General features: G+C 70.9%; 28 protein-coding genes. 14 read left to right on the top strand and 14 right to left on the bottom strand.

Features of this window, described 5'->3' with window-relative positions; translation table 11 throughout:
• Both aceA and ACE3T5_RS14670 read right to left on the bottom strand, forming a co-directional pair.
• On the bottom strand, positions 1–1,097 hold a 1,097-nt coding region (gene aceA, locus ACE3T5_RS14675), incomplete at its 3' end, for an isocitrate lyase (protein ID WP_374668807.1).
• Between the two features lie 265 nt (positions 1,098–1,362).
• Positions 1,363–1,764 carry a gamma-glutamylcyclotransferase gene (locus ACE3T5_RS14670; RefSeq protein WP_374668806.1) on the bottom strand — a complete coding sequence of 134 codons (402 nt, stop codon included), beginning with the start codon at positions 1,762–1,764 and terminating at the stop codon, positions 1,363–1,365.
• A gap of 36 nt (positions 1,765–1,800) precedes the next feature.
• Between ACE3T5_RS14670 and ACE3T5_RS14665 the strand changes: the two genes are divergently transcribed.
• On the top strand, positions 1,801–2,730 hold the full coding sequence (locus ACE3T5_RS14665; protein WP_374668805.1) for a DMT family transporter: 930 nt from the start codon (positions 1,801–1,803) through the stop codon (positions 2,728–2,730).
• Here the strand turns inward: ACE3T5_RS14665 and rraA are convergent.
• Positions 2,708–3,208, bottom strand: a complete 501-nt coding sequence (rraA, locus tag ACE3T5_RS14660; RefSeq protein WP_374668804.1) for a ribonuclease E activity regulator RraA — start codon at positions 3,206–3,208, stop codon at positions 2,708–2,710. The two genes, ACE3T5_RS14665 and rraA, sit on opposite strands and share 23 nt — an antisense overlap.
• Positions 3,205–3,699, bottom strand: coding sequence for an Lrp/AsnC family transcriptional regulator (locus ACE3T5_RS14655; protein ID WP_374668803.1), 495 nt, complete (start codon positions 3,697–3,699; stop codon positions 3,205–3,207). The genes rraA and ACE3T5_RS14655 overlap by 4 nt, the downstream gene beginning before the upstream one ends.
• A 90-nt stretch (positions 3,700–3,789) precedes the next feature.
• Here ACE3T5_RS14655 and yedA point away from each other — a divergent pair, with 90 nt between their 5' ends.
• Together yedA and ACE3T5_RS14645 are read left to right on the top strand one after the other, a co-directional pair.
• Positions 3,790–4,713, top strand: coding sequence for a drug/metabolite exporter YedA (yedA, locus tag ACE3T5_RS14650; protein ID WP_374668802.1), 924 nt, complete (start codon positions 3,790–3,792; stop codon positions 4,711–4,713).
• A gap of 132 nt (positions 4,714–4,845) precedes the next feature.
• Positions 4,846–5,313, top strand: coding sequence for an SWIB/MDM2 domain-containing protein (locus ACE3T5_RS14645; protein WP_374668801.1), 468 nt, complete (start codon positions 4,846–4,848; stop codon positions 5,311–5,313).
• An 88-nt stretch (positions 5,314–5,401) separates the two neighbouring features.
• On the opposite strand, the gene ACE3T5_RS14640 is transcribed toward ACE3T5_RS14645, so the two are convergent.
• On the bottom strand, positions 5,402–7,105 hold the full coding sequence (locus ACE3T5_RS14640) for a thiamine pyrophosphate-binding protein (RefSeq protein ID WP_374668800.1): 1,704 nt from the start codon (positions 7,103–7,105) through the stop codon (positions 5,402–5,404).
• 38 nt (positions 7,106–7,143) lie between these two features.
• On the opposite strand from ACE3T5_RS14640, the gene ACE3T5_RS14635 reads away from it, so the two are divergent.
• The 7 genes from ACE3T5_RS14635 (at position 7,144) to ACE3T5_RS14605 (ending at position 13,819) form a co-directional block, all read left to right on the top strand.
• Positions 7,144–7,794 (top strand): TetR/AcrR family transcriptional regulator, encoded by a 651-nt coding sequence (locus ACE3T5_RS14635; RefSeq protein ID WP_374668799.1) that lies wholly within the window; start codon positions 7,144–7,146, stop codon positions 7,792–7,794.
• Positions 7,795–7,897: 103 nt separating this feature from the next.
• Complete coding sequence (locus ACE3T5_RS14630; protein WP_374668798.1) at positions 7,898–8,878, top strand: tripartite tricarboxylate transporter substrate binding protein; 981 nt, start codon at positions 7,898–7,900, stop codon at positions 8,876–8,878.
• A 9-nt stretch (positions 8,879–8,887) separates the two neighbouring features.
• Entirely contained in the window at positions 8,888–10,051 is a 1,164-nt protein-coding gene (locus ACE3T5_RS14625; RefSeq protein WP_374668797.1) for a Gfo/Idh/MocA family protein, read from the top strand.
• Between the two features lie 14 nt (positions 10,052–10,065).
• Entirely contained in the window at positions 10,066–11,253 is a 1,188-nt protein-coding gene (locus tag ACE3T5_RS14620) for a dihydrodipicolinate synthase family protein (protein WP_374668796.1), read from the top strand.
• 4 nt (positions 11,254–11,257) lie between these two features.
• The gene (locus ACE3T5_RS14615; protein ID WP_374668795.1) at positions 11,258–12,136 is read left to right on the top strand and encodes a sugar phosphate isomerase/epimerase family protein; all 879 of its coding nucleotides are present in this window, start codon (positions 11,258–11,260) and stop codon (positions 12,134–12,136) included.
• Positions 12,137–12,286: 150 nt separating this feature from the next.
• A complete protein-coding gene (locus ACE3T5_RS14610; RefSeq protein WP_374668793.1) occupies positions 12,287–13,174 on the top strand; it encodes an aldo/keto reductase in 888 nt (295 codons plus the stop codon).
• A 24-nt stretch (positions 13,175–13,198) separates the two neighbouring features.
• Positions 13,199–13,819 (top strand): DUF6064 family protein, encoded by a 621-nt coding sequence (locus tag ACE3T5_RS14605; protein WP_374668792.1) that lies wholly within the window; start codon positions 13,199–13,201, stop codon positions 13,817–13,819.
• 99 nt (positions 13,820–13,918) lie between these two features.
• On the opposite strand, the gene ACE3T5_RS14600 is transcribed toward ACE3T5_RS14605, so the two are convergent.
• The 3 genes from ACE3T5_RS14600 to ACE3T5_RS14590 are packed head-to-tail and all read right to left on the bottom strand — an operon-like array spanning position 13,919 to position 17,656.
• Positions 13,919–14,617, bottom strand: a complete 699-nt coding sequence (locus ACE3T5_RS14600; protein WP_374668791.1) for a general secretion pathway protein GspB — start codon at positions 14,615–14,617, stop codon at positions 13,919–13,921.
• 14 nt (positions 14,618–14,631) lie between these two features.
• Positions 14,632–16,368 carry an AAA family ATPase gene (locus ACE3T5_RS14595; RefSeq protein ID WP_374668790.1) on the bottom strand — a complete coding sequence of 579 codons (1,737 nt, stop codon included), beginning with the start codon at positions 16,366–16,368 and terminating at the stop codon, positions 14,632–14,634.
• 46 nt (positions 16,369–16,414) lie between these two features.
• A complete protein-coding gene (locus ACE3T5_RS14590) occupies positions 16,415–17,656 on the bottom strand; it encodes an MFS transporter (protein ID WP_374668789.1) in 1,242 nt (413 codons plus the stop codon).
• A 71-nt stretch (positions 17,657–17,727) separates the two neighbouring features.
• On the opposite strand from ACE3T5_RS14590, the gene ACE3T5_RS14585 reads away from it, so the two are divergent.
• Positions 17,728–18,543, top strand: a complete 816-nt coding sequence (locus ACE3T5_RS14585; RefSeq protein WP_374668788.1) for a helix-turn-helix transcriptional regulator — start codon at positions 17,728–17,730, stop codon at positions 18,541–18,543.
• 33 nt (positions 18,544–18,576) lie between these two features.
• On the opposite strand, the gene ACE3T5_RS14580 is transcribed toward ACE3T5_RS14585, so the two are convergent.
• From ACE3T5_RS14580 to ACE3T5_RS14565, 4 genes are read right to left on the bottom strand one after another with little or no spacing between them, the layout of a single operon-like run.
• Positions 18,577–19,392, bottom strand: a complete 816-nt coding sequence (locus tag ACE3T5_RS14580; protein ID WP_374668787.1) for a sulfite exporter TauE/SafE family protein — start codon at positions 19,390–19,392, stop codon at positions 18,577–18,579.
• Positions 19,392–19,835: a DUF6691 family protein gene (locus tag ACE3T5_RS14575; protein ID WP_374668786.1), complete on the bottom strand. Its 444-nt coding sequence runs from the start codon at positions 19,833–19,835 to the stop codon at positions 19,392–19,394. Before ACE3T5_RS14575 ends, ACE3T5_RS14580 begins: the two co-directional genes overlap by 1 nt.
• Before the next feature lie 11 nt (positions 19,836–19,846).
• Positions 19,847–20,278 (bottom strand): YeeE/YedE family protein, encoded by a 432-nt coding sequence (locus ACE3T5_RS14570; RefSeq protein WP_374668785.1) that lies wholly within the window; start codon positions 20,276–20,278, stop codon positions 19,847–19,849.
• A gap of 17 nt (positions 20,279–20,295) precedes the next feature.
• Complete coding sequence (locus tag ACE3T5_RS14565; protein ID WP_374668784.1) at positions 20,296–20,655, bottom strand: ArsR/SmtB family transcription factor; 360 nt, start codon at positions 20,653–20,655, stop codon at positions 20,296–20,298.
• A 76-nt stretch (positions 20,656–20,731) separates the two neighbouring features.
• Here ACE3T5_RS14565 and ACE3T5_RS14560 point away from each other — a divergent pair, with 76 nt between their 5' ends.
• Positions 20,732–21,595 (top strand): MBL fold metallo-hydrolase, encoded by an 864-nt coding sequence (locus tag ACE3T5_RS14560; protein WP_374668783.1) that lies wholly within the window; start codon positions 20,732–20,734, stop codon positions 21,593–21,595.
• Here the strand turns inward: ACE3T5_RS14560 and ACE3T5_RS14555 are convergent.
• Positions 21,592–22,602, bottom strand: coding sequence for an SLAC1 anion channel family protein (locus ACE3T5_RS14555; RefSeq protein WP_374668782.1), 1,011 nt, complete (start codon positions 22,600–22,602; stop codon positions 21,592–21,594). The genes ACE3T5_RS14560 and ACE3T5_RS14555 overlap by 4 nt on opposite strands.
• Positions 22,599–22,976 (bottom strand): ArsR/SmtB family transcription factor, encoded by a 378-nt coding sequence (locus ACE3T5_RS14550; RefSeq protein ID WP_374668781.1) that lies wholly within the window; start codon positions 22,974–22,976, stop codon positions 22,599–22,601. Before ACE3T5_RS14550 ends, ACE3T5_RS14555 begins: the two co-directional genes overlap by 4 nt.
• 144 nt (positions 22,977–23,120) lie before the next feature.
• On the opposite strand from ACE3T5_RS14550, the gene ACE3T5_RS14545 reads away from it, so the two are divergent.
• Together ACE3T5_RS14545 and ACE3T5_RS14540 are read left to right on the top strand one after the other, a co-directional pair.
• Positions 23,121–24,209 (top strand): efflux RND transporter periplasmic adaptor subunit, encoded by a 1,089-nt coding sequence (locus tag ACE3T5_RS14545; protein WP_374668780.1) that lies wholly within the window; start codon positions 23,121–23,123, stop codon positions 24,207–24,209.
• A gap of 10 nt (positions 24,210–24,219) precedes the next feature.
• Positions 24,220–24,640: efflux RND transporter permease subunit (locus ACE3T5_RS14540; RefSeq protein ID WP_374668779.1), on the top strand; the 421-nt coding region annotated here is incomplete at its 3' end.

Here is a 24,640-nt window from a genome sequence, read left to right as displayed (position 1 = left end):
TAGCCGTAGGCCAGGTTGAACATCGAGTAGTTCAGGCTGTGGAAGCCGGCCAGCGTGATGAACTGGAACTTGTAGCCCATGGCGCCCAGCTCCTTCTGGAACTTGGCGATGGTGGCGTCGTCCAGGTTCTTCTTCCAGTTGAAGGACGGCGAGCAGTTGTAGGCCAGCAGCTTGCCGGGGAACTTGGCGTGGATCGCGTCGGCGAACTGCTTGGCGAAGGCCAGGTCGGGCGTGCCGGTCTCGCACCAGATCAGGTCGGCGTACTCGGCATAGGCCAGGCCGCGGCTGATGGCCTGCTCCACGCCATTGCGACTGCGGAAGAAGCCTTCCACCGTGCGCTCGCCGGTGAAGAAGGGCTTGTCGTTGTCGTCGACGTCGGTGGTCACCAGGTCGGCGGCCTCGGCGTCGGTACGGGCCAGCAGGATGGTGGGCGTGCCCATCACATCGGCGGCCAGGCGGGCGGCGACGAGCTTGGAGACCGCCTCACGCGTGGGCACCAGCACCTTGCCACCCATGTGGCCGCACTTCTTGGCGGCGGCCAGCTGGTCCTCGAAGTGCACGCCAGCGGCGCCCGCCTCGATCATGGCCTTCATCAGTTCGAAGGCGTTCAGCACGCCGCCGAAGCCGGCTTCGGCATCGGCCACGATGGGGGCAAAGTAGTCGATGAAGCCTTCATCGCCGGGGCCCTTGCCTTCGCTCCACTGGATCTGGTCGGCGCGGGTGAAGGTGGCGTTGATCTTCTTCACGACCTTCGGCACGGAGTCCACCGAGTACAGCGACTGGTCGGGATACATCTCGCCATTGCTGTTGGCGTCGCCCGCGACCTGCCAGCCGGAGAGGTAGATCGCCTTCAGGCCGGCCTTGACCTGCTGCATGGCCTGGTTGCCGGTCAGCGCGCCGAGGGAGTTGACGAACGGCTCGGTGTTGATCAGGTTCCACAGCTTCTCGGCGCCGCGCTTGGCCAGCGTGTGCTCCACCTGCAGCGAGCCGCGCAGGCGCACGACGTCGGCGGCCGTGTAGCCGCGCTTGATGCCCTTCCAGCGCGGGTTCTCCGCCCAGTCCTTCTCGAGGGCGGCGATCTGCTGTTCGCGGGTCAGGTGGGTCCAGTTGCTCATGGGTTCACTCCAGGGTTGATGTCAAAACCGTTGCGGCCCGCTGCGTGATGCAAGTGCGGTGCCGATGAGTGAACTGTAGTCTTGTAGAAGACCTTTGTCGCGTCTTATGTCTTATAGAAGAGACAAAATTTAGAGCATGTAAATCAACAACTTGCAATTTTCATTCCGCAAAATGAAATCTGCTTTCTTGTATTGAGAAATTTTGCGGCGCTGCATCAAGTCTATTTTTCATGATGCGAAAGACGTTTCATGATGCGTAAAAAGCCATCCAGTCGCCGTGTGCCAGGGGCGGGCGTCCGCGCACCCTTTCGGGGTTGATCTCGTAGACGAGGCACGCCCGCTGATGGCCGGCGACGTGCACCGCTACGTCGCGCTTGAAATACTCGCTGTCCGGCGCAGGCCGGATCTCCTCGATCTCGTCGAGCCGCGCCTCCAGCGGCGGCGTGATGCGGTAGACCTCGCCCACCACCTCGATCGCGTCCTCGCCCCCGAGCAGCAGGCCCGGATACCAGCCCAATGGGTACAGGCGGCCTCGCAGGCTGGCCGTCCCGACGAACACCGGCGCGGGCTGCAGGCGGTTGATGTCGTTGCGGCCGCCGCGGCGCAGGGTGCCGTAGACGAACACGAGGCGGTCGGGGGCTTCGGGCATGATCGCGCGCTGGATGTCACACGCGCCGCATTGTCGATGAGCTTCACACCGAGCCGGCCCCTCGCCTATGCGTGCCTGGCCCTGAGCATGTCGCTGGTCGGAAGCTACGTGGCGCTGTCCAAGCCGCTCGCGGCGGCCATCCCGGTCTTCCTGCTCGCGTGGCTGCGCTTCGGCATCGGCGGGCTGGCCATGCTGCACTGGCTGCGCAAGCCCGCGAACGAGCCGCCCCTCACGCCGCGCGTGCGCGGCCTGCTGTTCCTGGAGTCGTTCCTCGGCAACTTCCTGTTCTCGATCTGCATGCTCTACGGCGTGAGCCTGACCAGCGCCGTCTCCGCCGGCGTCATCATGGCCGCGATCCCGGCCGTGGTGGCGCTCCTGAGCGGCGTCTTCCTGCGCGAGCCGATCACGGCACGCATCTGGGCCGCCATCGCCTGCTCGGCGCTGGGCATCGGCCTGATGGCCTTCGGCCGTCCCGCGGACCCTGGCGCCGGCAGCGCGCCGGTCGGTGACGCCTCATGGGCCTGGCTGGGCAACCTGCTGGTCTTTGCGGCCGTCGTGTGCGAAGCGTCCTATGCCGTCATCGGCAAGGCCCTCACCGGCGCGATGGGCCCGAAGCGCATCACCTCGCTCATCAACCTGTGGGGCTTCGCGCTCGTCACGCCCTTCGGGCTGTACGCGGCGTGGCGCTTCGACTTCGGGTCGGTGCAGCCCGGCATCTGGACGCTGCTGGTGTTCTACGCGCTCGCCGCCAGCGTGTGGACGGTGTGGCTCTGGATGACCGGCCTCAAGGTCGTGCCCGCTGCGCAGGCAGGCGTGTTCACGGTGATGCTGCCTGTCAGCGCCGCCGCGGTCGGGGTGGTATTCCTCGGGGAGTCGCTCGGTGCCCTGCAGGTCACCGCGTTCGTCGCCGCACTCGCCGGCGTGCTGCTCGCGACCCTGCCCGTCAGATCAGGCGCCGGTCACTGAGGGCGATGCCGTCCTCGTCGGCGTAGAGCCAGTCCCCCGGCCGCACGGCGACGCCCTGGATCGTGACCGGCAGGTCGCGCTGGCCCTCGTTGCGCTTCATCGAGCGCTGCGGCATCAGCGCCAGCGCGTGCACCGCCAGACCGCAGGCGCGCAGCTCGGCCACGTCGCGCACCGCGCCATCCACGACGATGCCGGCCCAGCCGTTGCGGGCGGCGGCCAGCGCCAGGTTGCCGCCCACCAGCGCACGACGCACCGAGGCACCGCCGTCGACCACCAGCACGCGGCCCTCGCCCGGGGACTCCACGGCCTCCTTCACGCGCGAGTTGTCCTCGAAGCACCGCACGGTGGCCACCGGGCCGGCGAACGCCACCGCAGCGCCGAAATTGCGGAACACGGGCGGCAGCGGGCGCACCACGGGCGGATCGGACTTCTCGTGCGCGTCGCACAGGTCGCAGGTGCTGAATGCGGGCTGGCTCATCGGCCGGTCACCTTTCGTATGGCGGGTTTGATGTTCTCGCGGCGCGCCGGCAGCACCGGCGCGTCTTCGCGCGGTGCGTTCAGCACGATGGCGGTCGAGGTCTCGCCAAGCATACAGAAGCGCGTGACCACCGCGTCCAGGTGCTCCACGTCGATCACCGCGATCTCCAGGATCCAGCTGTCCTCGCCGGTGACGTTGAAGGCGTTCACCACCTCCGGCGTCTGCTCGATCAGCTTGACCACCCGCGCGTACTCCACGCGCCCCACCCTCACGATGGCGCGGATGCCGTAGCCCAGCCGGAGGTAGTCCACACGGGCGTGGTAGCCGCGGATGATGCCCGCCAACTCCAGCTTGCGCACGCGCTCGGTCACCGCGGGCTGGGACAGGTGCACCCGGCGGCCCAGCTCCGCCATGGTGATGCGCGCGTCGCGCTGCAGTTCGGCGAGGATGCGCGCGTCGTAGGCGTCCAGATCCTGGATTTCGGTCGGCATGGTCTTTGGCCTTGAATCTGAAGGTGAATCGGTTTTGAAGCCTTGAATGATGCATGGAACATCACCGGCGGACAACCTACGATCAAGGCCATGACATCGTTCACGCTGAACCTGCGCCCGATCGGCGCGCCCTCGCTGCTGCTGCCGGCGCTGCTGGCGTGCTACCTGGTGTGGGGCTCCACCTACCTGGCGATCCGGTTCGCGCTGGAGAGCCTGCCGCCCTTCCTGCAGATGGGCACGCGCTTCCTGGCCGCGGGGCTGCTGCTGATGGCATGGGTCGCGTGGCGCGCGCGGCAGCCCGGTGCCGTCGTGCGGCTGCCCACGTTGCGCGAGTGGCGCCATGCCTTGGTCGTGGGCAGCCTGATGCTCGGCGGCGGCATGGGCCTGACCGCCAGCGCCGGGCAGCACGTCGCCTCCGGTCTGGTCGCCGCCTTCGTCGCGGTGGTGCCGCTGCTCGTCTGCGGCTGGGGCCTGCTGGCGGGGCGCCGGCCCTCGCGGCTGGAGTGGCTGGGCATGGCCACGGGTCTCGCCGGCGTGGTGCTGCTGGCGCGCGGCGCCGGCTTCGCGGCCTCGCCGCAGGGCGTGGCCTGCATGGTCGGTGCCACGCTGACCTGGTCGCTGGGCTCCGTGCTGTCGACGACGCGTCTGCCCCTGGCACCGGGTGCTTCTGGCTTCGCGAGTGAAATGTTGTGTGGTGGCGCGGTGTTGATCGCGATTTCTCTCGCGTTGGGTGAGCAGGCCACATGGCCGCTGGCCCCACGCGCCCTGCTGGCATGGGCCTACCTCGTGGTGTTCGGCTCGCTGATCGCCTTCAGCGCGTACCTGCACCTGCTGGCCCATGCGAGCCCCGCCACCGCCACCAGCTATGCCTTCGTGAACCCGGTGATCGCCCTGCTGCTGGGGGTGTGGCTGGCCGGTGAGACGGTCACCGGCGCCGAGTGGCTGGCCTGCGGCATCACGCTGCTGGGCGTGTTGCTGATCCTCAGAGGGAAAAGCAGCGCGCCGCCCGACTGAAAAAGCAACACGCCCCAATGAAAAAACCCCTTTTTCACTTGGAAACGGGGTTTTTCTCCTTTAGCATCCGCTCTGCCAGCGAGCCGAGTGGGCAGCTGGTGGTTCACATCCACTTCTAGAAGGAAATCAATCATGGCAACTGCAAAGAAGGCGGCGAAGAAGGCGCCGGCAAAGAAGGCGGCTCCGGCCAAGAAGGCGGCCCCCGCGAAGAAGGCGGCCCCGGCCAAGAAGGCCGCTCCCGCGAAGAAGGCCGCTCCGGCCAAGAAGGCGGCCCCCGCGAAGAAGGCCGCTCCGGCCAAGAAGGCAGCCCCCGCTAAGAAGGCCGCGGCCAAGAAGGCCCCCGCGAAGAAGCGCACCCCCAACGCCGCGTTCATGAAGCCGCTGACCCCCAGCGCCGCTCTGGCCGCCGTCGTGGGCGCGAACCCGCTGCCGCGCACGGAAATCGTGAGCAAGCTGTGGGCCTACATCAAGAAGAACAAGCTGCAGGACAGCGTGAACAAGCGCATGGTCAACGCCGACGCCAAGCTGAAGGAACTCTTCGGCAAGGCCCAGGTGTCCATGTTCGAGATGGCTGGCCTGATCGGCAAGCACGTCAAGTAAGCACTGCCCCGCGCAGCGCACGAAGGCCGGCATCTGCCGGCCTTTTTTGTGCCCGCGCGCCGCGCACGGAGGCTTCAGCGCCGCGCCGTCACTGCTTTGTCTTGAGCGCCGCCTGGCGAATGCCGTCGAGCGTGCCGCGCGTCGTGATCACCTCCGGATCCAGCATCACCTCGATCAGCGTGCCTGTCTCGCGTGCCAGGGCCGCCAGCAACTCAGGCTCGAACTCGGCGGTGCGCGTGATCCGCACGCCCGCGTAGCCATAGGCCCGCGCGAGCGCCGCGAAGTCGGGGTTGGCCAGGGTGCTGCCCTGCACGTTGCCGGGAAACTCGCGCTCCTGATGCATGCGGATGGTGCCGTACATCCCGTTGTTCAGCAGCACGATGATCGACTTGCCGCCGAACTGGGCGGCCGTTGCCAGCTCCTGCCCGTTCATGAGGAAGTCGCCGTCGCCCGCGATGGTGAAGGCCGTGCGGCCACTCACCAGGTTCGCCGCGATGCCCGCGGGCACGCCGTAGCCCATGGACCCGACCGTGGGCGCCAGCTGCGTCTTCAGTCCCTTGGCCAGGCCGTGGTGACGGAAGAAGCGATGCACCCACGAGGCGAAGTTGCCGGCCCCGTTGGTGAGCACCGCGTCCTCGGGCAGATGCCGCTTCAGCACGCCCACGATGGCCGGCATGTCGATGTCACCCGGCAGCGCCTGCGGCACCAGGTTCGCTTCATAGTCGGCGTGCGCGGCCTCGGCCCACTCGGCCCACGGCAGCTCGGGCGGCGCCGTCAGCACCTCCAGCGAGCGCGCCGCCGCATTCATCGTCGCGCAGATCGCGAGATCCGCCTGGTACACACGGTTCAGCTCCTCGGCACTGGCATGCACGTGCACCAGCTTCTGCACCGGACGCGGCGGCTTGAGCAGCGTGTAGCCGCCGGTCGTCATCTCCCCCAGCCGCGGGCCGAGGGCGAGGATGAGATCGGCCTCGCGGATGCGGGCGGCCAGCTTCGGGTTGATGCCGATGCCCACATCCCCCGCGTACAGGGGATGGTGGTTGTCGAAGGTGTCCTGGAAGCGGAAGGCATTGCCGACCGGCAGACGCCAGTTCTCCGCGAAGCGCTGCAGCGCCTGCGCGGCCTGCGGCGTCCAGCCGCCGCCACCCGCGATGACGAAGGGTCGGCGCGCCGCCAGCAGCATCTCGCGCAGCGTGCGCAGGGCACCAGGGTCGGCCCAGGCCTGCACCGGCTCGACGCGGGGCAGCGGACGCGCCTGCACGGGGCGTGTGAGCATGTCCTCCGGCAGCACCACCACCACCGGTCCCGGGCGGCCGTTCATCGCAGTGGCGAACGCACGGGCCACGTACTCGGGGATGCGCTCGGCATCGTCGATGCGCTCCACCCGCTTCGCCATGCCCTTGGTGCTGGGCCCGAAGAAGCTGGTGTACTCCACCTCCTGGAAGGCCTCGCGGTCACGCTGGTCACCGGCCACGTCGCCCACGAACAGCACCATCGGCGTCGAGTCCTGGAAGGCCGTGTGCACGCCGATGGAAGCATTGGTGGCGCCCGGCCCGCGCGTGACGAAGCACACGCCCGGGCGGCCCGTCAGCTTGCCCACACCCTCGGCCATGAAGGCGGCGCCGCCCTCCTGCCGGTTGATGATGAAGCGGATGTGGTCGCGATACTGGTGGAAGCCGTCCAGCACCGCGAGGTAGCTCTCGCCCGGCACGCCGAAGGCATGCGTGACGCCTTGCGCCACCAGGCATTCGACGAGAAGATGGCCCGCCAGCTGCGGCTTCGGTTCGCTCATGGCTTGACTCAATTAACGATCGAGTGAATTATTGATCCATGGCCAGAGACCCTGCCCCAGCCGGCGAAGAGCGCCTGCGTGATGCCGACCGCTCCCAGAGCACCATCTTAGCGGCGGCCCGCGACGAGTTCGCCGAGTTCGGGCTGGGCGGCGCCCGCATGGACCGCATCGCCGAGCGCGCCGGGCTCAACAAGCGGCTGATCTACTACTACTTCGCCGACAAGGAACACCTGTTCCAGGCGGTGCTGGAGCAGGCCTACCGCGACATCCGCGCGGAGGAGGCACGGCTGCACCTGACGGATCTGGAGCCGGCCACCGCCGTGCGCCGGCTGATCGAGTTCACCTGGAACTACTACCTCGCGCACCCCGAGTTCATGACGCTGTTGAACAGCGCCAACCTGCACCGCGCGCGGCACCTGGCCGGCTCGCAGCGCGCGCGTGACCTGAACTCGCCGCTGGTGGAGACGCTCGCCGCAGTGCTGGAGCGCGGCCGCCGCGAGGGCAGCTTCCGCGGCGGTGTGGATCCGGTGCAGCTCTACGTCTCGATCGCCGGCCTGAGCTACTTCTACCTCTCCAACAACCACACCCTGTCGGCCATCTTCGGCCGTGACCTGATGACGACCAAGGCCCGCAACGAGCGCCTCTCGCACATGTGCGACGTCATCCTCGGCTACCTGCTGCGCGACTGAGCGCAGGCCCCGGCCCGCGCGACGCACGGCGGGGGCTTGCACCCGCCCGGGTGCGCCCTATAATTCACCAGACAGTGAATTAGAACCTCAACCGGACACACCCATGCCCATCCCCACCACCCGTCGCCTCGCCTGCGCCGCCCTGCTGGGCCTGGCGCTTCCCTTCGCCGTGCAGGCCCAGCAGGGCTATCCCAGCCGGCCCATCAAGGTGATCGTGCCCTTCCCGGCCGGCAGCACCACGGACATCATCGCGCGCGCCATCACCGACAAGATGTCGCAGAGCATGGGCCAGCAGCTGGTGGTGGAGAACCGCGCCGGCGCCAGCGGCACCATCGGTCAGGCCGCCGCGGCCGCCGCGGCGCCGGACGGCTACACGATCATGGTGCACTCGTCGTCGCACACGGTCAGCCCGCACACCTTCGCCAAGCTGCCGTTCGACACGCAGGCCGATTTCGCCGGCGTGACGCCGATCTCCTCCACGCCCAACGTGCTGGTGATCTCGCCCGCCAAGAACATCCGCACGCTGCAGCAGCTGCTGGCCGCGGCACGCGCCAAGCCCGGTTCGATGAACTTCGCCTCCGCCGGCCAGGGCAGCGCCACCCACCTCAACGCCGAGAAGTTCAAGCTGGCCGCGAAGATCGAGGCCCAGAACATCCCGTTCAAGGGCTCGGCCGAGGCGGTGACCGAGGTGATGGCGGGTCGCGTGGACTACTACTTCTCGCCCATCGCGCCGGTGATCGGACAGATCCGCAATGGCCAGCTGCTGCCGCTGGCGGTGGGCTCGCCCAAGCGCGCGGCGGCGCTGCCTGACGTGCCCACCACCGCCGAGGCCGGCGTGCCGGGCTCCGAGTTCAACTTCTGGATCGGCATGTTCGCGCCGGCCAAGACGCCGCGCGAGATCGTGCAGCGCCTGCACGACGAGGTGGTGAAGGCGCTGGCCACACCCGAGGTCAAGGAGCGCTTCACGACGCTGGGCGCGGACGCCTGGACGATGGAGCCGGCGCAGTTCGACGCCTACATCCGTGAAGAGATCCGTGGCAACGCCGCGCTGGTGAAGGCCGCCGGCCTCGAAGTGCAGAAGTAAGGCCGCGCCATGCCCACGCAACGTCTCGGGATCATCATGCACGGCGTCACCGGACGCATGGGCATGAACCAGCACCTGATCCGGTCCATCGTCGCCATCCGCAACCAGGGCGGCGTCGCGCTCGCCAACGGGGACCGCGTCATGCCCGACCCGATCCTCATCGGCCGCAACGCCGAGAAGATCGAGGCCCTGGCCCGCGCCCACGGCATCGCCCGCTGGGGAACGAACCTCGAGCAGGCCCTGGCGAACGCGGACGACACCGTGTTCTTCGACGCCGGCACCACCCAGATGCGCCCCACGCTGCTGGCCCAGGCGCTGCGCGCGGGCAAGCATGTGTACTGCGAGAAGCCCATCGCGACCACGCTGGCGGAGGCGATGGACATCGCCCGCACGGCGCAGGTCTCGGGCCTGAAGCACGGCGCGGTGCAGGACAAGCTGTTCCTGCCCGGCCTGCGCAAGCTCGACATGCTGCGCCGCTCGGGCTTCTTCGGCCGCCTGCTCTCGCTGCGGCTGGAGTTCGGCTACTGGGTATTCGAGGGGGACCTGCAGCCGATCCAGCGACCGAGCTGGAACTACCGGGCCGAGGATGGCGGCGGCATGATCCTGGACATGATGTGCCACTGGCGCTACGTGCTGGACAACCTGTTCGGCGAGGTCAAGGCCATCACCTGCCTGGGCGCCACGCACATCCCGCGCCGCTGGGACGAAGCCGGCCAGCCCTACGACGCGACCGCCGACGACGCCGCCTATGCCATCGCGGAGCTGGTCGGGCACAACGGCGAGCCCGTGGTCGCGCAGCTGAACATGTCGTGGGCCACCCGCGTGCGCCGTGATGACCTGGTCACCTTCCATGTGGATGGCACGCACGGCTCCGCCGTGGCGGGCCTCACCGACTGCCGCATCCAGCCGCGCATGGGCACGCCCCGGCCGGTGTGGAACCCCGACGTGAAGCAGCCGATCGACTTCTTCGACCAGTGGCAGCTGATGCCCGACTCGCAGACCTACGACAACGGCTTCAAGCTCCAGTGGGAGCACTTCATCCGCCATGTGGTGGAGGACGCCCCGTACAAGTGGACGCTGCCCGAAGGCGCCAAGGGCGTGCAGCTGGTCGAGGCCGCGCTGCAGAGCTGGCGCGAGCGCCGCTGGGTCGACGTGCCGGCCCTGGGGCTCTGAGAGCGGGACTTTTCATGAGCCTGAGCCTGAAGCTGCCCACCGCTGCCGGTGGGCTGGAGACCTTCACCCTGAGCGGACGCGCGCCAGCGCAGCCTGCGCCGGGCGTGGCCTTCAATCGCATCGCCTACTCGGCCGCGCATGTCGTCGCCGATCCTGTGGCCGCGGCGGACCCGTGGCTGCAGTGCGCCGTGGACTGGGACGCCACCATCGCCTATCGCCAGCGGCTGTGGTCGCTCGGCCTGGGCGTGGCCGAGGCGATGGACACGGCGCAGCGGGGCATGGGCCTGGACTGGCCCACCTCGCTGGAGCTGATCCGCCGCGGCCTGGACGCCGCGCGCGATGTGCCGGGTGCCCGGGTCGCCAGTGGCTGCGGTACGGATCACCTCCTGCCCGAGAACGCGCGTCACGTCGACGACGTGATCCGCGCCTACGAGGAGCAGATGGCCGCCATCGAGGCACTCGGCGGCCGCCTCATCGTGATGGCCAGCCGCGCGCTGGCCCGCGTGGCGCAATCGCCCGCCGACTACGAACGCGTGTACGACCGCATCCTCTCGCAGGCGCGGCAGCCGGTCATCCTGCACTGGCTGGGCGAGATGTTCGATCCGGCGCTGGCGGGCTACTGGGGCACGCGGGACTTGGATGCAGCGATGGACACCGCGCTGGGCATCATCCACGCCCACGCCAGCCAGGTGGACGGCATCAAGATCTCGCTGCTGGACAAGGACAAGGAGATCGCCATGCGACGCCGCCTGCCCGCGGGCGTGCGCATGTACACCGGCGACGACTTCAACTACGCCGAGCTGATCGCCGGCGACGGCCACGGCAGTGATCCGGTGCACGGGCAAAGCGACGCGCTGCTGGGCATCTTCGACGCCATCGCGCCGGCCGCGAGCGCGGCGCTGGGCGAGCTGGCCGCTGGCCGCGTGGACCGCTTCCACGAGATCCTCGGCCCGACCGTCCCCCTGTCGCGCCACATCTTCGCGGCGCCCACGCGCTTCTACAAGACCGGCGTGGTGTTCATGGCCTGGCTCAACGGCCACCAGTCGCACTTCACCATGGTGGGCGGCCAGCAGAGCGCCCGCGGCCTGCTGCACTTCGCGCAGCTGTTCCGCCTGGCCGACGCCGCCCATCTGCTGGAGCAGCCGGACCTGGCCGTGCGCCGCATGCGCACGCTGCTGGCCCTGCATGGGGTGGAGGGGTAGGCCCTTGCGCGACTTCTCCCGCGATCACGACTGGCTGTCGATCAACACCGCAACGGTGCGGCAGAGCCAGGGCCAGCCGCTGCCGCTGCCGGCCATCCTGGACGCCTGTGCCGCGCTGGGCATCCGCGCCGTCTCGCCCTGGCGGGACCAGGTGCAGGCGGCTGGCCTGGACGCGGTGGCGCGGCAGGTGCGCGCCCTGGGCCTTGCGCTGTCCGGCTACTGCCGCGGCGGCATGTTCCCGGCCGCGGACGCCGAAGGCCTGCGCGCCGCGCGCGACGACAACCGCCGCGCGGTCGATGAGGCCTGCACACTCGGCGCACCCTGCCTGGTGCTGGTCGTCGGCGGCCTGCCGGGCGCCCTGCAAGGGCGCGCCGCGCACAAGGACATCGCCGCGGCGCGCGCGCAGGTGCGCGATGGCATCGCTGAACTGCTGGACTACGCCCGCGCGGCCCGCATGCCCCTGGCCATCGAGCCCTTGCACCCCATGTATGCCGCCGACCGCGCCTGCGTCAACACGATGGAGCAGGCCCTGGACTTGTGCGACGAGCTGGACCCGCTGCGCACCGGCGCGCTCGGCGTGGCGGTGGACGTCTACCACGTGTGGTGGGATCCGAAGCTGGAGCAGCAGATCACCCGCGCCGGCCGCGAGCGGCTGCTGGCCTTCCACGTGTGTGACTGGCTCACGCCGACGACCGACCTGCTGAACGACCGCGGCATGATGGGCGACGGCGTCATCGACATCCCGCGCATCCGGGGCTGGGTGGAGGCGCAGGGCTTCGCGGGCTACAGCGAGGTGGAGATCTTCTCCACCGGCAACTGGTGGCGCCGTGCACATCAGCAGACCTTGGCGACCTGCATCGAGCGACATCGCAGCGCGGTTTGAGGTAGCCGGAGGCGGTTCTGACGCGCAACGGCCAACGCTGGGCTTGCACCCAGCCTGCGCCCTCCGTCCCACCCCAATCCCCGCCCGCCGCACGGGGGATCGCGCCCCCTGCGTTGCATCCGCCGGCCTCCCGATGCAGCATCCCGCCTCATGCGCCGCCGAAGCCTGCTTGCCTCCCCTGCCCTGCTGGCGCCGCTGCTGGCGTCGGCGCAGGGCGCCTTGCCCGCACGCCGCATTCCTTCCAGCGGCGAGACCGTCCCCGTGATCGGCCTCGGCACCTGGATCACCTTCAACGTGGGCCAGGATCCGCCCGAGCGGGCGCGCTGCATCCAGGTGATGAAGGCCTTCTTCGAGGGTGGCGGCCGCGTGATCGACTCCTCGCCGATGTACGGTTCGTCGCAGGGTGTGGTCGGTGAAGGGCTGGCGCGGCTGGGCGCCACCGGACGGGTGTTCTCCGCCGAGAAGGTCTGGACCAGCGGCGACGGCGCCGCGCAGATCGAGGCCACGCGCCGGCTCTGGGGCGTGCCGCGCTTCGACCTGATGCAGGTCCACAACCTGCTGGCCATCGAGCGGCAATTGCCGCTGCTGATGGAGATGAAGGCCCGTGGCGAGGTGCGTCACGTTGGCATCACCACCTCTGAAGGCCGGCGGCATGCCGAGATCGCGCAGACGCTGCGGACGCGCAAGCTGGACTTCGTGCAGCTCAGCTACAACCCGGTGGACCGCGAGGCCGAGTCGGTGCTGCTGCCCCTGGCCGCCGATCGCGGCGTGGCGGTGCTGGTGAACCGCCCCTTCCAGGAGGGCGCGCTGCTGCGCCGCCTGCAGCGGCATCCGTTGCCCGCTTGGGCGGCGGACTCCGGCGCGGCGAGCTGGGCGCAACTGGTGCTGCAGTTCATCCTGGCGCACCCGGCCGTCACGTGCATCATCCCGGCGACCGGCAACGTGGCCCATGTCCGGGAGAACCTCGCCGCGGCGCGCCTGCCCGCGCTGACCGCTGCCCAGCGCCAGCGCATCGCGAGCCACATCGCGTCGCTCTGAGCGGCCGGCGCCCCACACACCCACATGCCCGAGTGGTCCACCTACACCCTGGGCGACTTCCTCATGTTCTCGCCGCAGGCGTACTGGCGCCTGGTCGAGCGTTATCAGGCCGCGTGGTGGCCGGCGCAGCTCGTGGGCGTCGGCGCTTCGCTGGCGACAGGCGCGCTGCTGCTGCGACCCGCTGCACGCGCGCACGCGGTGGCCCTGGCGCTGGTCGGCGTGGGTTGGCTCTGGACGGCCTGGGCTTTCTGGTGGCAGCAGTACGCGCAGATCTTCATCGCGGCCACTTGGATCGGCGTGGCGGCCGGCGCGCAAGGGCTGGCGTTGCTGTGGCTGGCCGCTGTGCACTTCAGCTTGGATACCGGGCCGGGCAACGCCGGTTCAGCCGCAGGTCTCTGGCGGCGCCGCGCGGGCGCGTTGCTGTGGGCCATTGGCGCGGCCTATCCGCTGGCCGCCCCGCTCACGGGCCAGTCTTGGCTTCGGGCGGAAGTGCCCGGCTTCATGCCCGACCCGACAGCCTGGCTCACGCTGGGCGTGCTGATGGCTGCGAGTGGGCCAAGGATGTGGGTGCGGGCCGTGCTCGCGATGGTGCCGCTGGCGATGCTGGTGCTGGGGGCGCTCACGCGCGTGCTGCTGGCGGGGTGAAGCGAGGCCGCGCTCTGTGTGCCGAATGCGCAAGGCCTGGCCAGCCGCGTCGGCACCCCAGCATCTCCTGGGTCCCCGCCTTCGCGGGGACGACGAGGCTCAGTACCCCACGCTATACCGCCACTGCCGATAACGCAGCACGGCGGAACGGGGACGGATCTGCTCCAGCACGACGCCGGGCGCGACCTCGGTGCCTTCGTGCGCGAGCTGCCCGTTCACCAGCACGAAGCGCTGCGCCGCGTTGTCGGAGTAGACGCCGCCACTGAGCGCGACCTTAGGCAGCTCCCGTTGCACCTCCGGCGGCAGCTCGGCCTGCGGCAGCACGCGCTCGGTGGTGGCAGCGGCCACGGCCTGCGCGGGGACGGACGCTGCGGCACGCGCAGCAGCCGCAGACGCGGGCGCAGCGCGGACGGCCTGCGCCGCGGCTGGTGCCACGGTAGCCGGCACTGCCACAGGCGCCGCTGCGGCCGGAGGCGCCGCAGGGAGCACGGCGGCAGCGGGCGCGGGGCTCGCGGGAACAGCCACCACCGGCGGCGGCGCCGCTGGCGCCACGGTCGCGGGCACCGCCGCGACGGGCGCAGCCGGCGCCCGCACAGGTGCCGGTTGCGAACGCGGCCACACCACGTAGCCCACCACGGCCGCGATCAGCACACCGCCGAGTGCCCACGCCCAGCCGGGCACCGCGCGAGACGCCGCCGGCCCCGGCGGCAGGCCCACGGCCTGCGCATGGATCCCTCGTGAAGGATCACGCTCACGCTCGGCATCGGCCTTGCGCAGGGCGTCGAGAATGAAGGACATCGCCTGCGCCTTCCTCAGGGTTCCGTGCGCAGCCGGGGCTCGTCCACCCCGGTCGCGCGATTGAGTTGCATCACCGTCAGCGGCCCCGGGTAGCCATCGGCAGGCAGGCCTTGCGCCACCTGGAACGCGCGCACCTCGGCCCGCAGCGCTGCATTCAGCACCGGCTGGCCGGGCGGTGGCCGCTGGTCGCGTGCCTTCGCGAGCTGGTGCGCCACCCAGCGCACCGTCGGCCCGCCCTGACCATCCGCGAAGCGGTCCTGCCAGTCGGCGGGCGCGCGCCACAGGGTCGCGAAGTCGCCTTGCCAGCGTTCGCCCAGTGCCGCCCAGGTCACGGTCTGCTCGGTGCCCGCGGCCTGCAGCGTCACGCTCTGGTCGGTCAGCCGCGTGAGCACCGCATAGGAGGGCTGACCCGTGCCCGCATCCAGCGTCACGATGCCCGGCCGGCCGAGCTGGCGGATCATGGCCAGCGGCAGATTGCGGCTGAAGCACTGCACCCGCTCCCGGGCCAGCCACGCGCAGGGGTCGGTGCCTGCGGGCGGCGACAGCCCCCAGGCCTGCGCCAGCTCGCGCCAGGCCTCCTGCGGATCGCGCAGCAGCACGGGCTTGGGCGGCGGCTCAGGAGCCACTGCCACCGTCGCCGATGCCACCGGCTGCGGGCTCGACGCAGCCGCGGCCCCCGCGGCGGCCACCGCCCCCGTCGCTTCGACCTGACCCACCACGCCTTGCGCGCCGGCAACCGACGGCGGCTTCGACTCCTGCGGTGCAGCGGCCACGGGCCCCGGCCCACCCCGCCAAGCCGCGACAGCCGCACGCCACGGCGAGGCCGGATCGGACCACGCCAGGGCCGCCGCCAGCAGCACCGCCCCCAATGCCACGCCCAGCCCGCCCGCCAGCACGACCGGACGCCATCTGCCGCCGCTGCGGACCGCCCGCGAGGGGAACACCTCCGCCGCCGCCTGCCGCACGATGCGCCGCGTCACGGTGCCCTGCCCTGACGCATAGGCGCCCAGCAGCGCGCGATCGCACAGCAGGTTGATCCGCCGTGGCACGCCGCCGGTGAGCGTGTGCACCAGCCGCAGCGCGCCCGCGTCGAAGGGCAGCGGCCGCTGCAAGCCGCACACCTCCAGCCGGTGCCGCACGTACGCGGTGGTCTCCGGCTCGGCCAGCGCCTGCAGGTGGTAGCGCGCGATCACGCGCTGCGCGAGCTGCTCCAGCTCCGGCCGCGCCAGCATCTCGCGCAGCTCGGGCTGCCCGATCAGGATGATCTGCAGCAGCTTGCGCTCGCTCGTTTCCAGGTTGGTCAGCAGGCGCAGCTGCTCCAGCACGTCGGCTGCCAGGTTCTGCGCCTCATCGATCACCAGCACGTTGCTGCGACCAGCCGCATGCGCCTGCAGCAGGAAGGCATTCAGCGGATCGATGAAGTCCTTCACCGTCGGCGGCAGCAGGTCGCGCCGCGGCACGGTCACGCCGAACTCGTGACACACCGTCTCCAGCAGCTCGGCCACCGAGAGCTTGGGGTTGAAGATGTAGGCCAGGTTCACGTGCTCGGGCACCTGCTCCAGGAAGGAGCGGCACACCGTCGTCTTGCCCGTGCCGATCTCGCCCGTCAGCAGCACGAAGCCGCCGCCGCCCTTCACACCGTACAGCAGGTGCGCCAGCGCCTCGCGGTGGCGCTCGCTCATGAAGAGCAGGCGCGGATCCGGCGCGATGGAGAACGGCTCCTGCTTCAGCCCGTAGTAGGCGGCATACATGGGGGCGAAGGATACCGCCCCGGCCGGCGGCGCCCGGGGTGCGGGCTCAGGCGGGCACGGCCACCGTGCGCCGCACCTTGCGCACCTGGAATGCGCTGGTGATCAGGATGAGTTGCGTGAGCACCAGGCCCAGCCACACAGCCCGGTACTGGTGATGGTCCATCAGCGCGCCGAAGATCAGCGGCGCAAGGGCCTGCCCGATGTCCAGCCCGGAGTAGACGACACCGTACACGCGGCCGGTGGCGTTGTCGGGCGTGGACCGCTTCACCAGCAGGTCGCGCGAGGGCCCGGCGATGCCGCTGGCGAAGCCCATCAGGCCGAAGAGCACCGGCACCGCCAGGGCCGGAACCGGTGCCATGGCGACCGTGAGGGCAATGGCCGCCGCCACGCCGAAGCCGGCGCCCACCACTTTCTCGCAGCGTGAGGGGTCGGCCGCGAGGAAGCCACCCAGCACCATGCCCCCCGCGCTGCCGACCATGTAGACGGTGAGGCAGGCCGCCACCAGCGCCGTCGGCACCTGATGCAGCTGCCGCGCGGCCTCGGGCGCGAAGGCCTGGATCACGCTCAGGACCGCGGCATAGAAGAAAAAGAAGAAGAAGCACATCCACACCGCGGGAATGCGCAGGAAGTCGAAGTTGCCCTCGACCGCCGGACCGCCCGCCGCGGCCGCTGGCTTGGCCGGGGCGGCCGCCAGGCTGAGCCGGTCGCGGTTCAGCAGCAGCACGATCAGCACGACCACGATGAACGCGCCCGCCGTGGCCAGCGCCACGCGCCAGGACGCAGCCAGGGCGATGGGGACCACCAGTGCGGGCGCCAGCGCCCAGCCCAGGCTGCCGGTGATGCCGTGCACGCTGTAGGCATGGCCCAGGCGCGGGGCGCTCACCTTGCGGTTCAGCAGGGTGTAGTCCACCGGGTGGAAGACGCCGTTGCCCACGCCCGCCACTACCGCGCACAGCACCAGCACGGGGTAGCTGGGGCTGAGCGCGTAGCCGAAGGCCGCGAGCGCCAGCAGGGCGAGGCCGGCAAAGAGGATCGGCCGCGGCCCGAAGCGGTCCACCAGGAAGCCCGACGCCGCCTGCACCCCGCACGAGACGACGAAGAACACGGTCATCACGAAGCCCAGCTCGATGTAGCTGGCATGGAACGCTTCCTTCAGCCACGGGAACAGCGGCGCCAGCAGCAGCTGGCTGAAGTGGCTCACGAGGTGGGCGGCGCCCACCAGACCGATCACGCCGGCATCCTGGCGCAGCGGCACGTTCATCGGCAGGGCAGCGGTGGAGGTGCTCATGGAGCCGCATGTTAGGCGCGGCCGGCCTTTCTGATCCGCGACACAACGCCAGCTTTCAGCGAAAATCAGCCATGGCCCGCATCCAGCGCCCCGTGCCGGTCGGCGACACCGACGCCTACCGGCCCAGCCGCGGCCGGCCGGTGCGCGTACGCGCCCGCACCATGCCGGCCGACACGCACTTCGAGCCGCACCGCCATGCCTGGGCCCAGCTCGCATACTGTGCCACCGGCGTGGTGCAGGTGAGCGCGGCGCAGCCCGCCCCCGCTGGCGGCGACATCACCTACATCGTGCCGCCCTCGCGCGCGGTCTGGATCGCGCCCGGCGCCCGGCACTCGGTGCACGTGCTGGAAGATGCCGAGTTCCGCACGCTCTACATCGACGCCTCGGCCGTGCCCGCGGGCTGGGCCGATTGCCGCGTGATCGTGGTCTCGCCCCTGCTGCGCGAGCTGGTGCAGGCCCTGGACGCGCCCGCGGTGCCGCGTGAACGCGAGGCCTTGCTGACGCAGCTGGTGCTGGATGAACTGGCCGGCGCCGCGACGCACGAGCTGGGCGTGCCCCTGCCGCCCGCCGAGGGTGGCGACAGGCGCCTGCGCGCGCTGTGCGACGCGGTGCTGCGCGACCCGGCCGAGCGCAGCACACTGGCCCAATGGGCGCACACGGTGGGCGCGAGCGAGCGCACCATGGCCCGCCTGTTCCGCGATGGCCTGGGCATGAGCTACCAGCAGTGGCGCCAGCAGGCCGTGCTGGCCCATGCGCTGCCGCTGCTCGCCCGCGGCCAGCCGGTCAGCCATGTGGCAGCCGCTTGCGGCTATGCGAGCGACAGTGCGTTCACGGCGATGTTCCGCGCAGCACTGGGGCAGCCGCCCAGCGCGTTCCAGGGTCGCTGACGCCTGCCAGCGATTGCGGCGGCGTCGATGCGGTCAGCGGGCGAGCGCCCGCACCACCATCGCCAGCGCAACGCCCAGCGACAGGACGCCGAAGCCCTGCTGAAGGCGCGGCCCGCTCAGCCTTCGTGCCCAAGCGCGCCCGCCGACCAGGCCGGCCACCGCGCCGCCGGCAAACGGCAAGGCCACTTCCCACGGCATGCGGCCCTGCACCGCCGCGCTCAGGGCGGCACCGGCACAGACCAGCGCGATGACGCCCATGGAGGTGGCCACCACCGCCTTCATCGGCAGATCGGTGGCCGCCAGCAGCGCCGGCACCAGCACGAAGCCGCCACCCACCCCCAGCAGCCCTGACAGCAGGCCGGCCAAGGCACCGGCCAGCGTCAGGACGACCGCGCAACGGCTTGTCCAGTGCAGACGGCCGGTCGCGGGGTCGAGACGGCACGGCGCATTCGCAGGTCGAACGCCCTCCTCGCCGCGCAGCTCGCGCGCGGCCAGGCGCAAGGTGCGCGTCGCGGCCACGGCCAGCACGCCGGCGAACAGCAGCATCAGCGGCGGCTCCGGCAGGCGCGCGGCCAGCCATTGGCCGACCGGCGCGCACAGCAGCCCGGCGGTGGCCATGAGGCCCGCCGCCCGATAGCGAAGCACCCGATTGCGCCAGGCGAGCCAGGCGCCGATGCCGGCGGCTAGCGTCACGGCCAGCAGGCTGACCGGTGCCGCCTGGGCCATGCCCAGGTGCAGCACGAACAGCAGCAGCGGCACGGACAGCACCCCGCCACCCGCGCCCGTCAACGCCAGGGCGAAGCCGACCAGCAGGCCCAGCGCCGGCGCGACCCAGGGCGCCTCCGCCATCAGCCTTCCGCGACGGCCGGTGCACGGCCGGTCAGCCGGCCACCGAGATCGTGCAGGGCCATGCCGGCCAGCATGGCCGCCGTGAACAGCGCGGCCTGCCAGTGCCCGGCGCCCAGCGCCACCAATGCCGGACCGGGGCAGAACCCGGCCAGGCCCCAGCCGACGCCGAAGACCAGGCTGCCCACCACCACGCGGCGATCCACGTCACCCCCGCGTGGCAGCCGCATCGGCCCGCCGAGCAGCGCGGTCGTGCGGCTGCGTGCCACCGCAAAGGCGCCCACGCCCACCGCGATGGCGCCCCCCATCACCAGCGCCAGCGATGGATCCCACGCACCGGCCAGATCGAGGAAGCCGATCACCTTGCCGGGATCGGTCATGCCCGCGAGGATGAGACCCAGGCCGAACACCAGGCCCAGCGCGAATTCGACGATGCGTTGCACCATGGGACCCCCGTTCACTGAATGACGTGGCGAACCACGAACACGGTGGCGAAACCCGTCGCCATGAAGGCCAGCGTGGCGGCCAGCGAACGCGGCGACAGCCGCGCCAGCCCGCACACGCCGTGGCCGCTGGTGCAGCCGGAGCCATGCCGCGTGCCCCAGCCGACCAGCAGGCCGGCGACCACCAGCACCACGGGCCCGGCGGCGATGCGCGGCGAGACCGGCTGCGCGAACAGGCTCCACACCAGCGGCGCCGCCAGCAGGCCGGCAATGAACGCGACTCGCCAGCCCCTGTCGCCGGGGCGGGGCGGCAGCAGCCCGGCGAGGATGCCGCTGATGCCGAGCACGCGGCCCGACAGCAGGATGAACAGCGCCGCCGCGAGGCCGAGCACGAGGCCGCCGGCCAGCGAAGCCCAGGGCGTGAAATGGGCCCAGTCAATGGTCATGGTTGAGGAGACTTCCTTCAGTGGGGGCCCGGCGCGCAGAACTGCGCATGCAGGACCTGGAGAATGGCCAGCGCCTGCGGGCTGGCCACGCGGTAGTAGACGTGCTTGCCCTCGCGCCGCGTGGCCACCAGGCCCTCCTCGCGCAGCACCGCGAGTTGCTGGGACAAGGTGGGTTGCATGATGCCCAGCGCGGCCTGCAGCGCGCCCACGTTGCGCTCGCCGCTGGCCAGGTGGCACAGCAGCAGCAGCCGGTCGGGGTTGGCCAGCGCCTTCATCAGCGCGCAGGCTTCCTGGGCGGCCCCTTGCAGGGCCTCCAGGGAGGGTGTCTCGGCGTCAGGCGTCACAGGCGGCAAGGTGGAACACGCGGTCCGGCTCATGCTTCGGCCGGTTTGACAATCTATCTTTTCATAGATTATCGTGGCACGCCCATCCTGGCAAGCCCGAGATCCCCCGATGCCGTCCTGCGTGATCCAGCCCTTCTTCGACGCCACCACCTGCACGGTGACCTATCTCGTGCACGCGGGGCCTGGCACGGCCTGTGCCGTGATCGACCCCGTGCTGGACTTCGATGCGCGGTCGGGCCGCAGCGCCACGCAGTCGGTGCAGCCGGTGGCGGACGCCATCACGTCGCAGTCGCTGCGGCTGGAATGGATCCTGGAGACGCATGCCCATGCGGACCACCTGAGCGCCGCCGCCTGGCTACACGAGCGCTTCGGCGGCCGCGTGGGCATCGGCCGGCCCATCACCCAGGTGCAGTCCGTCTTCCGCTCCCTCTTTCACCTCGGCGATGCCTGCCCGGTCGACGGCACGCCCTTCGACCACCTGTTCGACGACAACGAGGTGTTCACCATCGGCGAGCTGCAGGCGCGCGCGCTGGCCGTGCCGGGCCACACGCCGGCCTGCATGGCCTTCGAGGTGGGCGACGCGGTGTTCGTGGGCGACACGCTCTTCATGCCGGACGTGGGCACGGCACGCTGTGACTTCCCGGGCGGCAGCGCGGCGACGCTCTACCAGTCGATCCGCCGCCTGCTGGCCCTGCCGCCGGCCACGCGCCTCTTCATGTGCCACGACTACCCGCCGCCGGGACGCGAGGTCCGCTGGGAATGCACTGTCGCCGAGCAGCGCGCCGGCAACATCCACGTGCGCGACGGCATCGACGAGGCGGCCTTCGTGGCCATGCGCAGCGCGCGCGACCGCACGCTGGCCATGCCCAACCTCATCCTGCCTTCCGTTCAGGTCAACATCCGGGCCGGGCACTTGCCCGAACCGGAGTCGAACGGCGTGGCCTACCTGAAGATCCCGCTCAACGCCCTCTAGGCAGCGGCCGCGGGCGGCTGCGGCGGCGCGGGCTCCGGCACCAGCAGGCTGCCGGCGCGCAGGCCCTGCAGGGTGGACCACGCCAGCGTGAGGATCACCAGCGAGGTCAGCGCCAGCGCCATCACGCCGGCCGCCTGCAACAACCCGCCAGCCTGCTCGCCCAGGCGCAGGGTGAGCGCACTGAAGGCCGCCAGCGGGAACGACAGCGCCCAGAACGGAATGGCGAACGGCTGCTCGCGCATCGGCCGCACGACCGTCGCCGACCAGCCCAGGAAGAACAGGGCCACGCCCCACGCCGCGGCGGCCAGCAGGAGGGGCGCGCCGAGCTGCAGCAGGCCGAGGCCGATCACCGCCGGCGGCGCCACGGTGATGAAGGTGGTGGGCAGCAGGCGCTGCGGCCACAGGCCTTCCAGGCCGATGCGGACCGCGAACAGCGTCACGAGTACCGGCCAGAAGATCACCCCCACGCCGAACTGGGCCGCCGCCCAAAGCGTCATGCCGAGTTGCGGGCCGGCCAGCGCGGGGACGACGTTGCCGACGATCGGGATGAGCATCGCCGGCGTGATGCCGCCCCAGACCACGCCGCCGGCCGGCTTCGGCCGCAGCCAGCGGCCCATCACCCACAGCGTCACACCAAACTGCGCGGCCGCACCGGCCATCCACAGTCCGCGCGCCACGGGCAGCGGGCCGGCCAGCGCGACGATCACCGTGGCGAGCAGGATCACCGAGATCGGGATGGCGGCGAAGAAGACGTGCCGCACCGGGTGACGGACGTCCTCGCGGACCGCCTCGGGGTGGCGCAGCCAGCGCAGCACGGAAAGGAACGCCAGCACCACGAACGCCAGGCCGGCCAGGGCGCCACAGACCAGCGCCGCGCCGATGGCGGCATCGCCCAGCACCGGCTCCGCCCGCACCCAGGCGAGCGACAGGCCGGAAAGGCCCATGACCGCGGCAAACCAGCCCGGCCCGAGAAAGCGCAGCGTGCCGCCGCCCGCGGGCGCGGTCATCGCGCGGCTCCCCGACGGGTGGCCGCCGGCCGCGGCGGCGCGGCGCTGGCGAACAGCCGCGTGCCGTGCGCCGCGCGCTCGTGCACGCGGGCAATGTTGCCGCAGACCAGGTCGCACAGCTGGTAGACCGCCGGGTCGGCGATGCGGTAGTAGACCGCCGTCCCGCGCGCCTCACGCGCGACCAGGCCCTGCTGCATCAGGTGCGAGAGGTGGCGCGACACATTGGCCGAGGTGTAGCCGGTGGCCTGGGCCAGCTCGCCCACGTTGTGCTCGCCATTGCGCAGCAGGTTCAGCAGATGCAGGCGGGTGGGCTCGGACAGCGCCTGGAAGTAGGCCGCGACCTGCTCCAGCGCTTCAGGGGGTAGGTGTTCCATCGGGACACAGGGTTCGCAAAGGATGCCGGGATCATGCCTCACGGAGGCCTCCTGGTGAAGTGATTGGTTGATTGCGTACTTGACTTCTTAGCTACTTGCGCAAATAATACATGCAATCCAACGAAATCACCAGAGGCCCCGCACATGTCCGCTCTCCTGCCGCTTCCGCGCCTGCCCCTGACCGCCCTGGCCGTCGCTGCCCTGCTGGGCGCGGCAGCCGGTGTGTGGCCGGGTGCCGGCATCGCTTCGGCCCAGGGCACCGCGCCGACGACCCAGCCCAGCCGGCTGCCCACCGCGCCCGCGCAGAGCCGGGGCACGGCGGAGCAAGCCTCGGTGGACGGCGTGGTCGAGGCCGTGCGCCAGACCGTGCTGGCGGCCCAGGTGCCAGGCGCCGTGGTGGCGCTGCAGGTGAAGGCGGGCGACCGGGTGAAGGCCGGCCAGCTGCTGCTGCGCCTGGATGCCCGCGCCGCCGAGCAGACCGCAGCCGCTGGCGCCGCCCAAGTACGCGCTGCACGGGCCGCGCAGGACGCCGCCACGCGTGAGTTCGAGCGCCAGAAACAGCTCTTCGACAAGGCCTACATCAGCCAGGCGGCCCTGGACCGCGCCGAGGCGCAGTACAAGACCGCGCAGGCTGAGGCCGCCGCGCAGCTGGCCAGCGCCGGCGCGGCCCGCACGCAATCCGACTTCTACCTGGTGCGTGCCCCGTACGACGGCGTGATTGCCGAGGTGGGCGTGGTGCTGGGCGACATGGCGATGCCGGGCAAGCCGCTCGTCACGGTCTACGACCCCACGGCGCTGCGCGTGAGCGCTGCCGTGCCGCAGACCCTGGCCGCGAAGCTGCCAGCCGACGCGAAGGTGCAGGCCGAGCTGGCCGGCGCCGCTGCCCGCATCACCCCCGTGCGCACCCAGTTGCTGCCCACGGTGGACCCTGCGACCCATTCGCAGACCCTGCGTCTCGACCTGCCACCGGGAACCACCGCGGTGCCGGGGCAGTTCGCCCGCGCCTGGCTGCCCGTGGCCGGCAGCGGCGATGCCCGCGTGCTGGTGCCGGCGCAGGCCGTGGTGCGCCGCGCCGAGCTGACCGCCGTGTACGTGGCAGGCGCCGACGGCAAGCCGCTGCTGCGCCAGGTGCGCCTGGGCCGCACGGAAGGGGCGCAGGTCGAGGTGCTGAGCGGCCTCACGGCCGGTGAGCAGGTGGTGCTGGACCCGCAGGCCGCCGCCCGCATCCGCTGAAAGGCTGGTCATGCAAGACACGAGCAACCGAATGGGCGTCTCCGGACGCATCGCGGCCTTCTTCCAGCAGGCGCAGATCACGCCGCTGCTGGCGCTGGTGGCCCTGCTGCTGGGATTCTTCGCGGTGGGGGTGACCCCGCGCGAGGAAGAGCCGCAGATCAACGTGACGATGGCCAACGTCATCGTTCCCTTCCCGGGCGCCGCCGTGCGCGACGTGGAGCAGATGGTCACCGCGCCCGCCGAACAGGTGCTGGCCCAGATCGCCGGCGTGGAGCACGTGATGTCGGTCACGCGCCCCGGCGTGGCGGTGGTCACGGTGCAGTTCAAGGTGGGCGTGCCGCGCACCGAGGCGCTGGTGCGCCTGCATGACACGGTGCAGTCCAACGCCGACTGGCTGCCGCGCGGCCTGGGCGTGGGCGACCCCATCGTCA

Origin of the sequence: Ramlibacter sp. (assembly GCF_041916345.1) — a bacterium.
In the GTDB taxonomy this organism is placed as follows: domain Bacteria; phylum Pseudomonadota; class Gammaproteobacteria; order Burkholderiales; family Burkholderiaceae_C; genus Ramlibacter.
Note: the sequence above shows the minus strand (reverse complement) of the source record. Positions and strands in the feature narration are given on the sequence as shown.

Excerpts from the sequence above, each read along its gene's own strand:
- ACE3T5_RS14670 (WP_374668806.1), bottom strand. The coding sequence starts at position 1,764 with ATGCCCGAAGCCCCCGACCGCCTCGTGTTCGTCTACGGCACCCTGCGC.
- ACE3T5_RS14665 (WP_374668805.1), top strand. The coding sequence starts at position 1,801 with ATGAGCTTCACACCGAGCCGGCCCCTCGCCTATGCGTGCCTGGCCCTG.
- rraA (WP_374668804.1), bottom strand. The coding sequence starts at position 3,208 with ATGAGCCAGCCCGCATTCAGCACCTGCGACCTGTGCGACGCGCACGAG.
- ACE3T5_RS14655 (WP_374668803.1), bottom strand. The coding sequence starts at position 3,699 with ATGCCGACCGAAATCCAGGATCTGGACGCCTACGACGCGCGCATCCTC.
- yedA (WP_374668802.1), top strand. The coding sequence starts at position 3,790 with ATGACATCGTTCACGCTGAACCTGCGCCCGATCGGCGCGCCCTCGCTG.
- ACE3T5_RS14645 (WP_374668801.1), top strand. The coding sequence starts at position 4,846 with ATGGCAACTGCAAAGAAGGCGGCGAAGAAGGCGCCGGCAAAGAAGGCG.
- ACE3T5_RS14640 (WP_374668800.1), bottom strand. The coding sequence starts at position 7,105 with ATGAGCGAACCGAAGCCGCAGCTGGCGGGCCATCTTCTCGTCGAATGC.
- ACE3T5_RS14635 (WP_374668799.1), top strand. The coding sequence starts at position 7,144 with ATGGCCAGAGACCCTGCCCCAGCCGGCGAAGAGCGCCTGCGTGATGCC.
- ACE3T5_RS14630 (WP_374668798.1), top strand. The coding sequence starts at position 7,898 with ATGCCCATCCCCACCACCCGTCGCCTCGCCTGCGCCGCCCTGCTGGGC.
- ACE3T5_RS14625 (WP_374668797.1), top strand. The coding sequence starts at position 8,888 with ATGCCCACGCAACGTCTCGGGATCATCATGCACGGCGTCACCGGACGC.
- ACE3T5_RS14620 (WP_374668796.1), top strand. The coding sequence starts at position 10,066 with ATGAGCCTGAGCCTGAAGCTGCCCACCGCTGCCGGTGGGCTGGAGACC.
- ACE3T5_RS14610 (WP_374668793.1), top strand. The coding sequence starts at position 12,287 with ATGCGCCGCCGAAGCCTGCTTGCCTCCCCTGCCCTGCTGGCGCCGCTG.
- ACE3T5_RS14605 (WP_374668792.1), top strand. The coding sequence starts at position 13,199 with ATGCCCGAGTGGTCCACCTACACCCTGGGCGACTTCCTCATGTTCTCG.
- ACE3T5_RS14600 (WP_374668791.1), bottom strand. The coding sequence starts at position 14,617 with ATGTCCTTCATTCTCGACGCCCTGCGCAAGGCCGATGCCGAGCGTGAG.
- ACE3T5_RS14595 (WP_374668790.1), bottom strand. The coding sequence starts at position 16,368 with ATGTATGCCGCCTACTACGGGCTGAAGCAGGAGCCGTTCTCCATCGCG.
- ACE3T5_RS14590 (WP_374668789.1), bottom strand. The coding sequence starts at position 17,656 with ATGAGCACCTCCACCGCTGCCCTGCCGATGAACGTGCCGCTGCGCCAG.
- ACE3T5_RS14585 (WP_374668788.1), top strand. The coding sequence starts at position 17,728 with ATGGCCCGCATCCAGCGCCCCGTGCCGGTCGGCGACACCGACGCCTAC.
- ACE3T5_RS14580 (WP_374668787.1), bottom strand. The coding sequence starts at position 19,392 with ATGGCGGAGGCGCCCTGGGTCGCGCCGGCGCTGGGCCTGCTGGTCGGC.
- ACE3T5_RS14575 (WP_374668786.1), bottom strand. The coding sequence starts at position 19,835 with ATGGTGCAACGCATCGTCGAATTCGCGCTGGGCCTGGTGTTCGGCCTG.
- ACE3T5_RS14570 (WP_374668785.1), bottom strand. The coding sequence starts at position 20,278 with ATGACCATTGACTGGGCCCATTTCACGCCCTGGGCTTCGCTGGCCGGC.
- ACE3T5_RS14565 (WP_374668784.1), bottom strand. The coding sequence starts at position 20,655 with ATGAGCCGGACCGCGTGTTCCACCTTGCCGCCTGTGACGCCTGACGCC.
- ACE3T5_RS14560 (WP_374668783.1), top strand. The coding sequence starts at position 20,732 with ATGCCGTCCTGCGTGATCCAGCCCTTCTTCGACGCCACCACCTGCACG.
- ACE3T5_RS14555 (WP_374668782.1), bottom strand. The coding sequence starts at position 22,602 with ATGACCGCGCCCGCGGGCGGCGGCACGCTGCGCTTTCTCGGGCCGGGC.
- ACE3T5_RS14550 (WP_374668781.1), bottom strand. The coding sequence starts at position 22,976 with ATGGAACACCTACCCCCTGAAGCGCTGGAGCAGGTCGCGGCCTACTTC.
- ACE3T5_RS14545 (WP_374668780.1), top strand. The coding sequence starts at position 23,121 with ATGTCCGCTCTCCTGCCGCTTCCGCGCCTGCCCCTGACCGCCCTGGCC.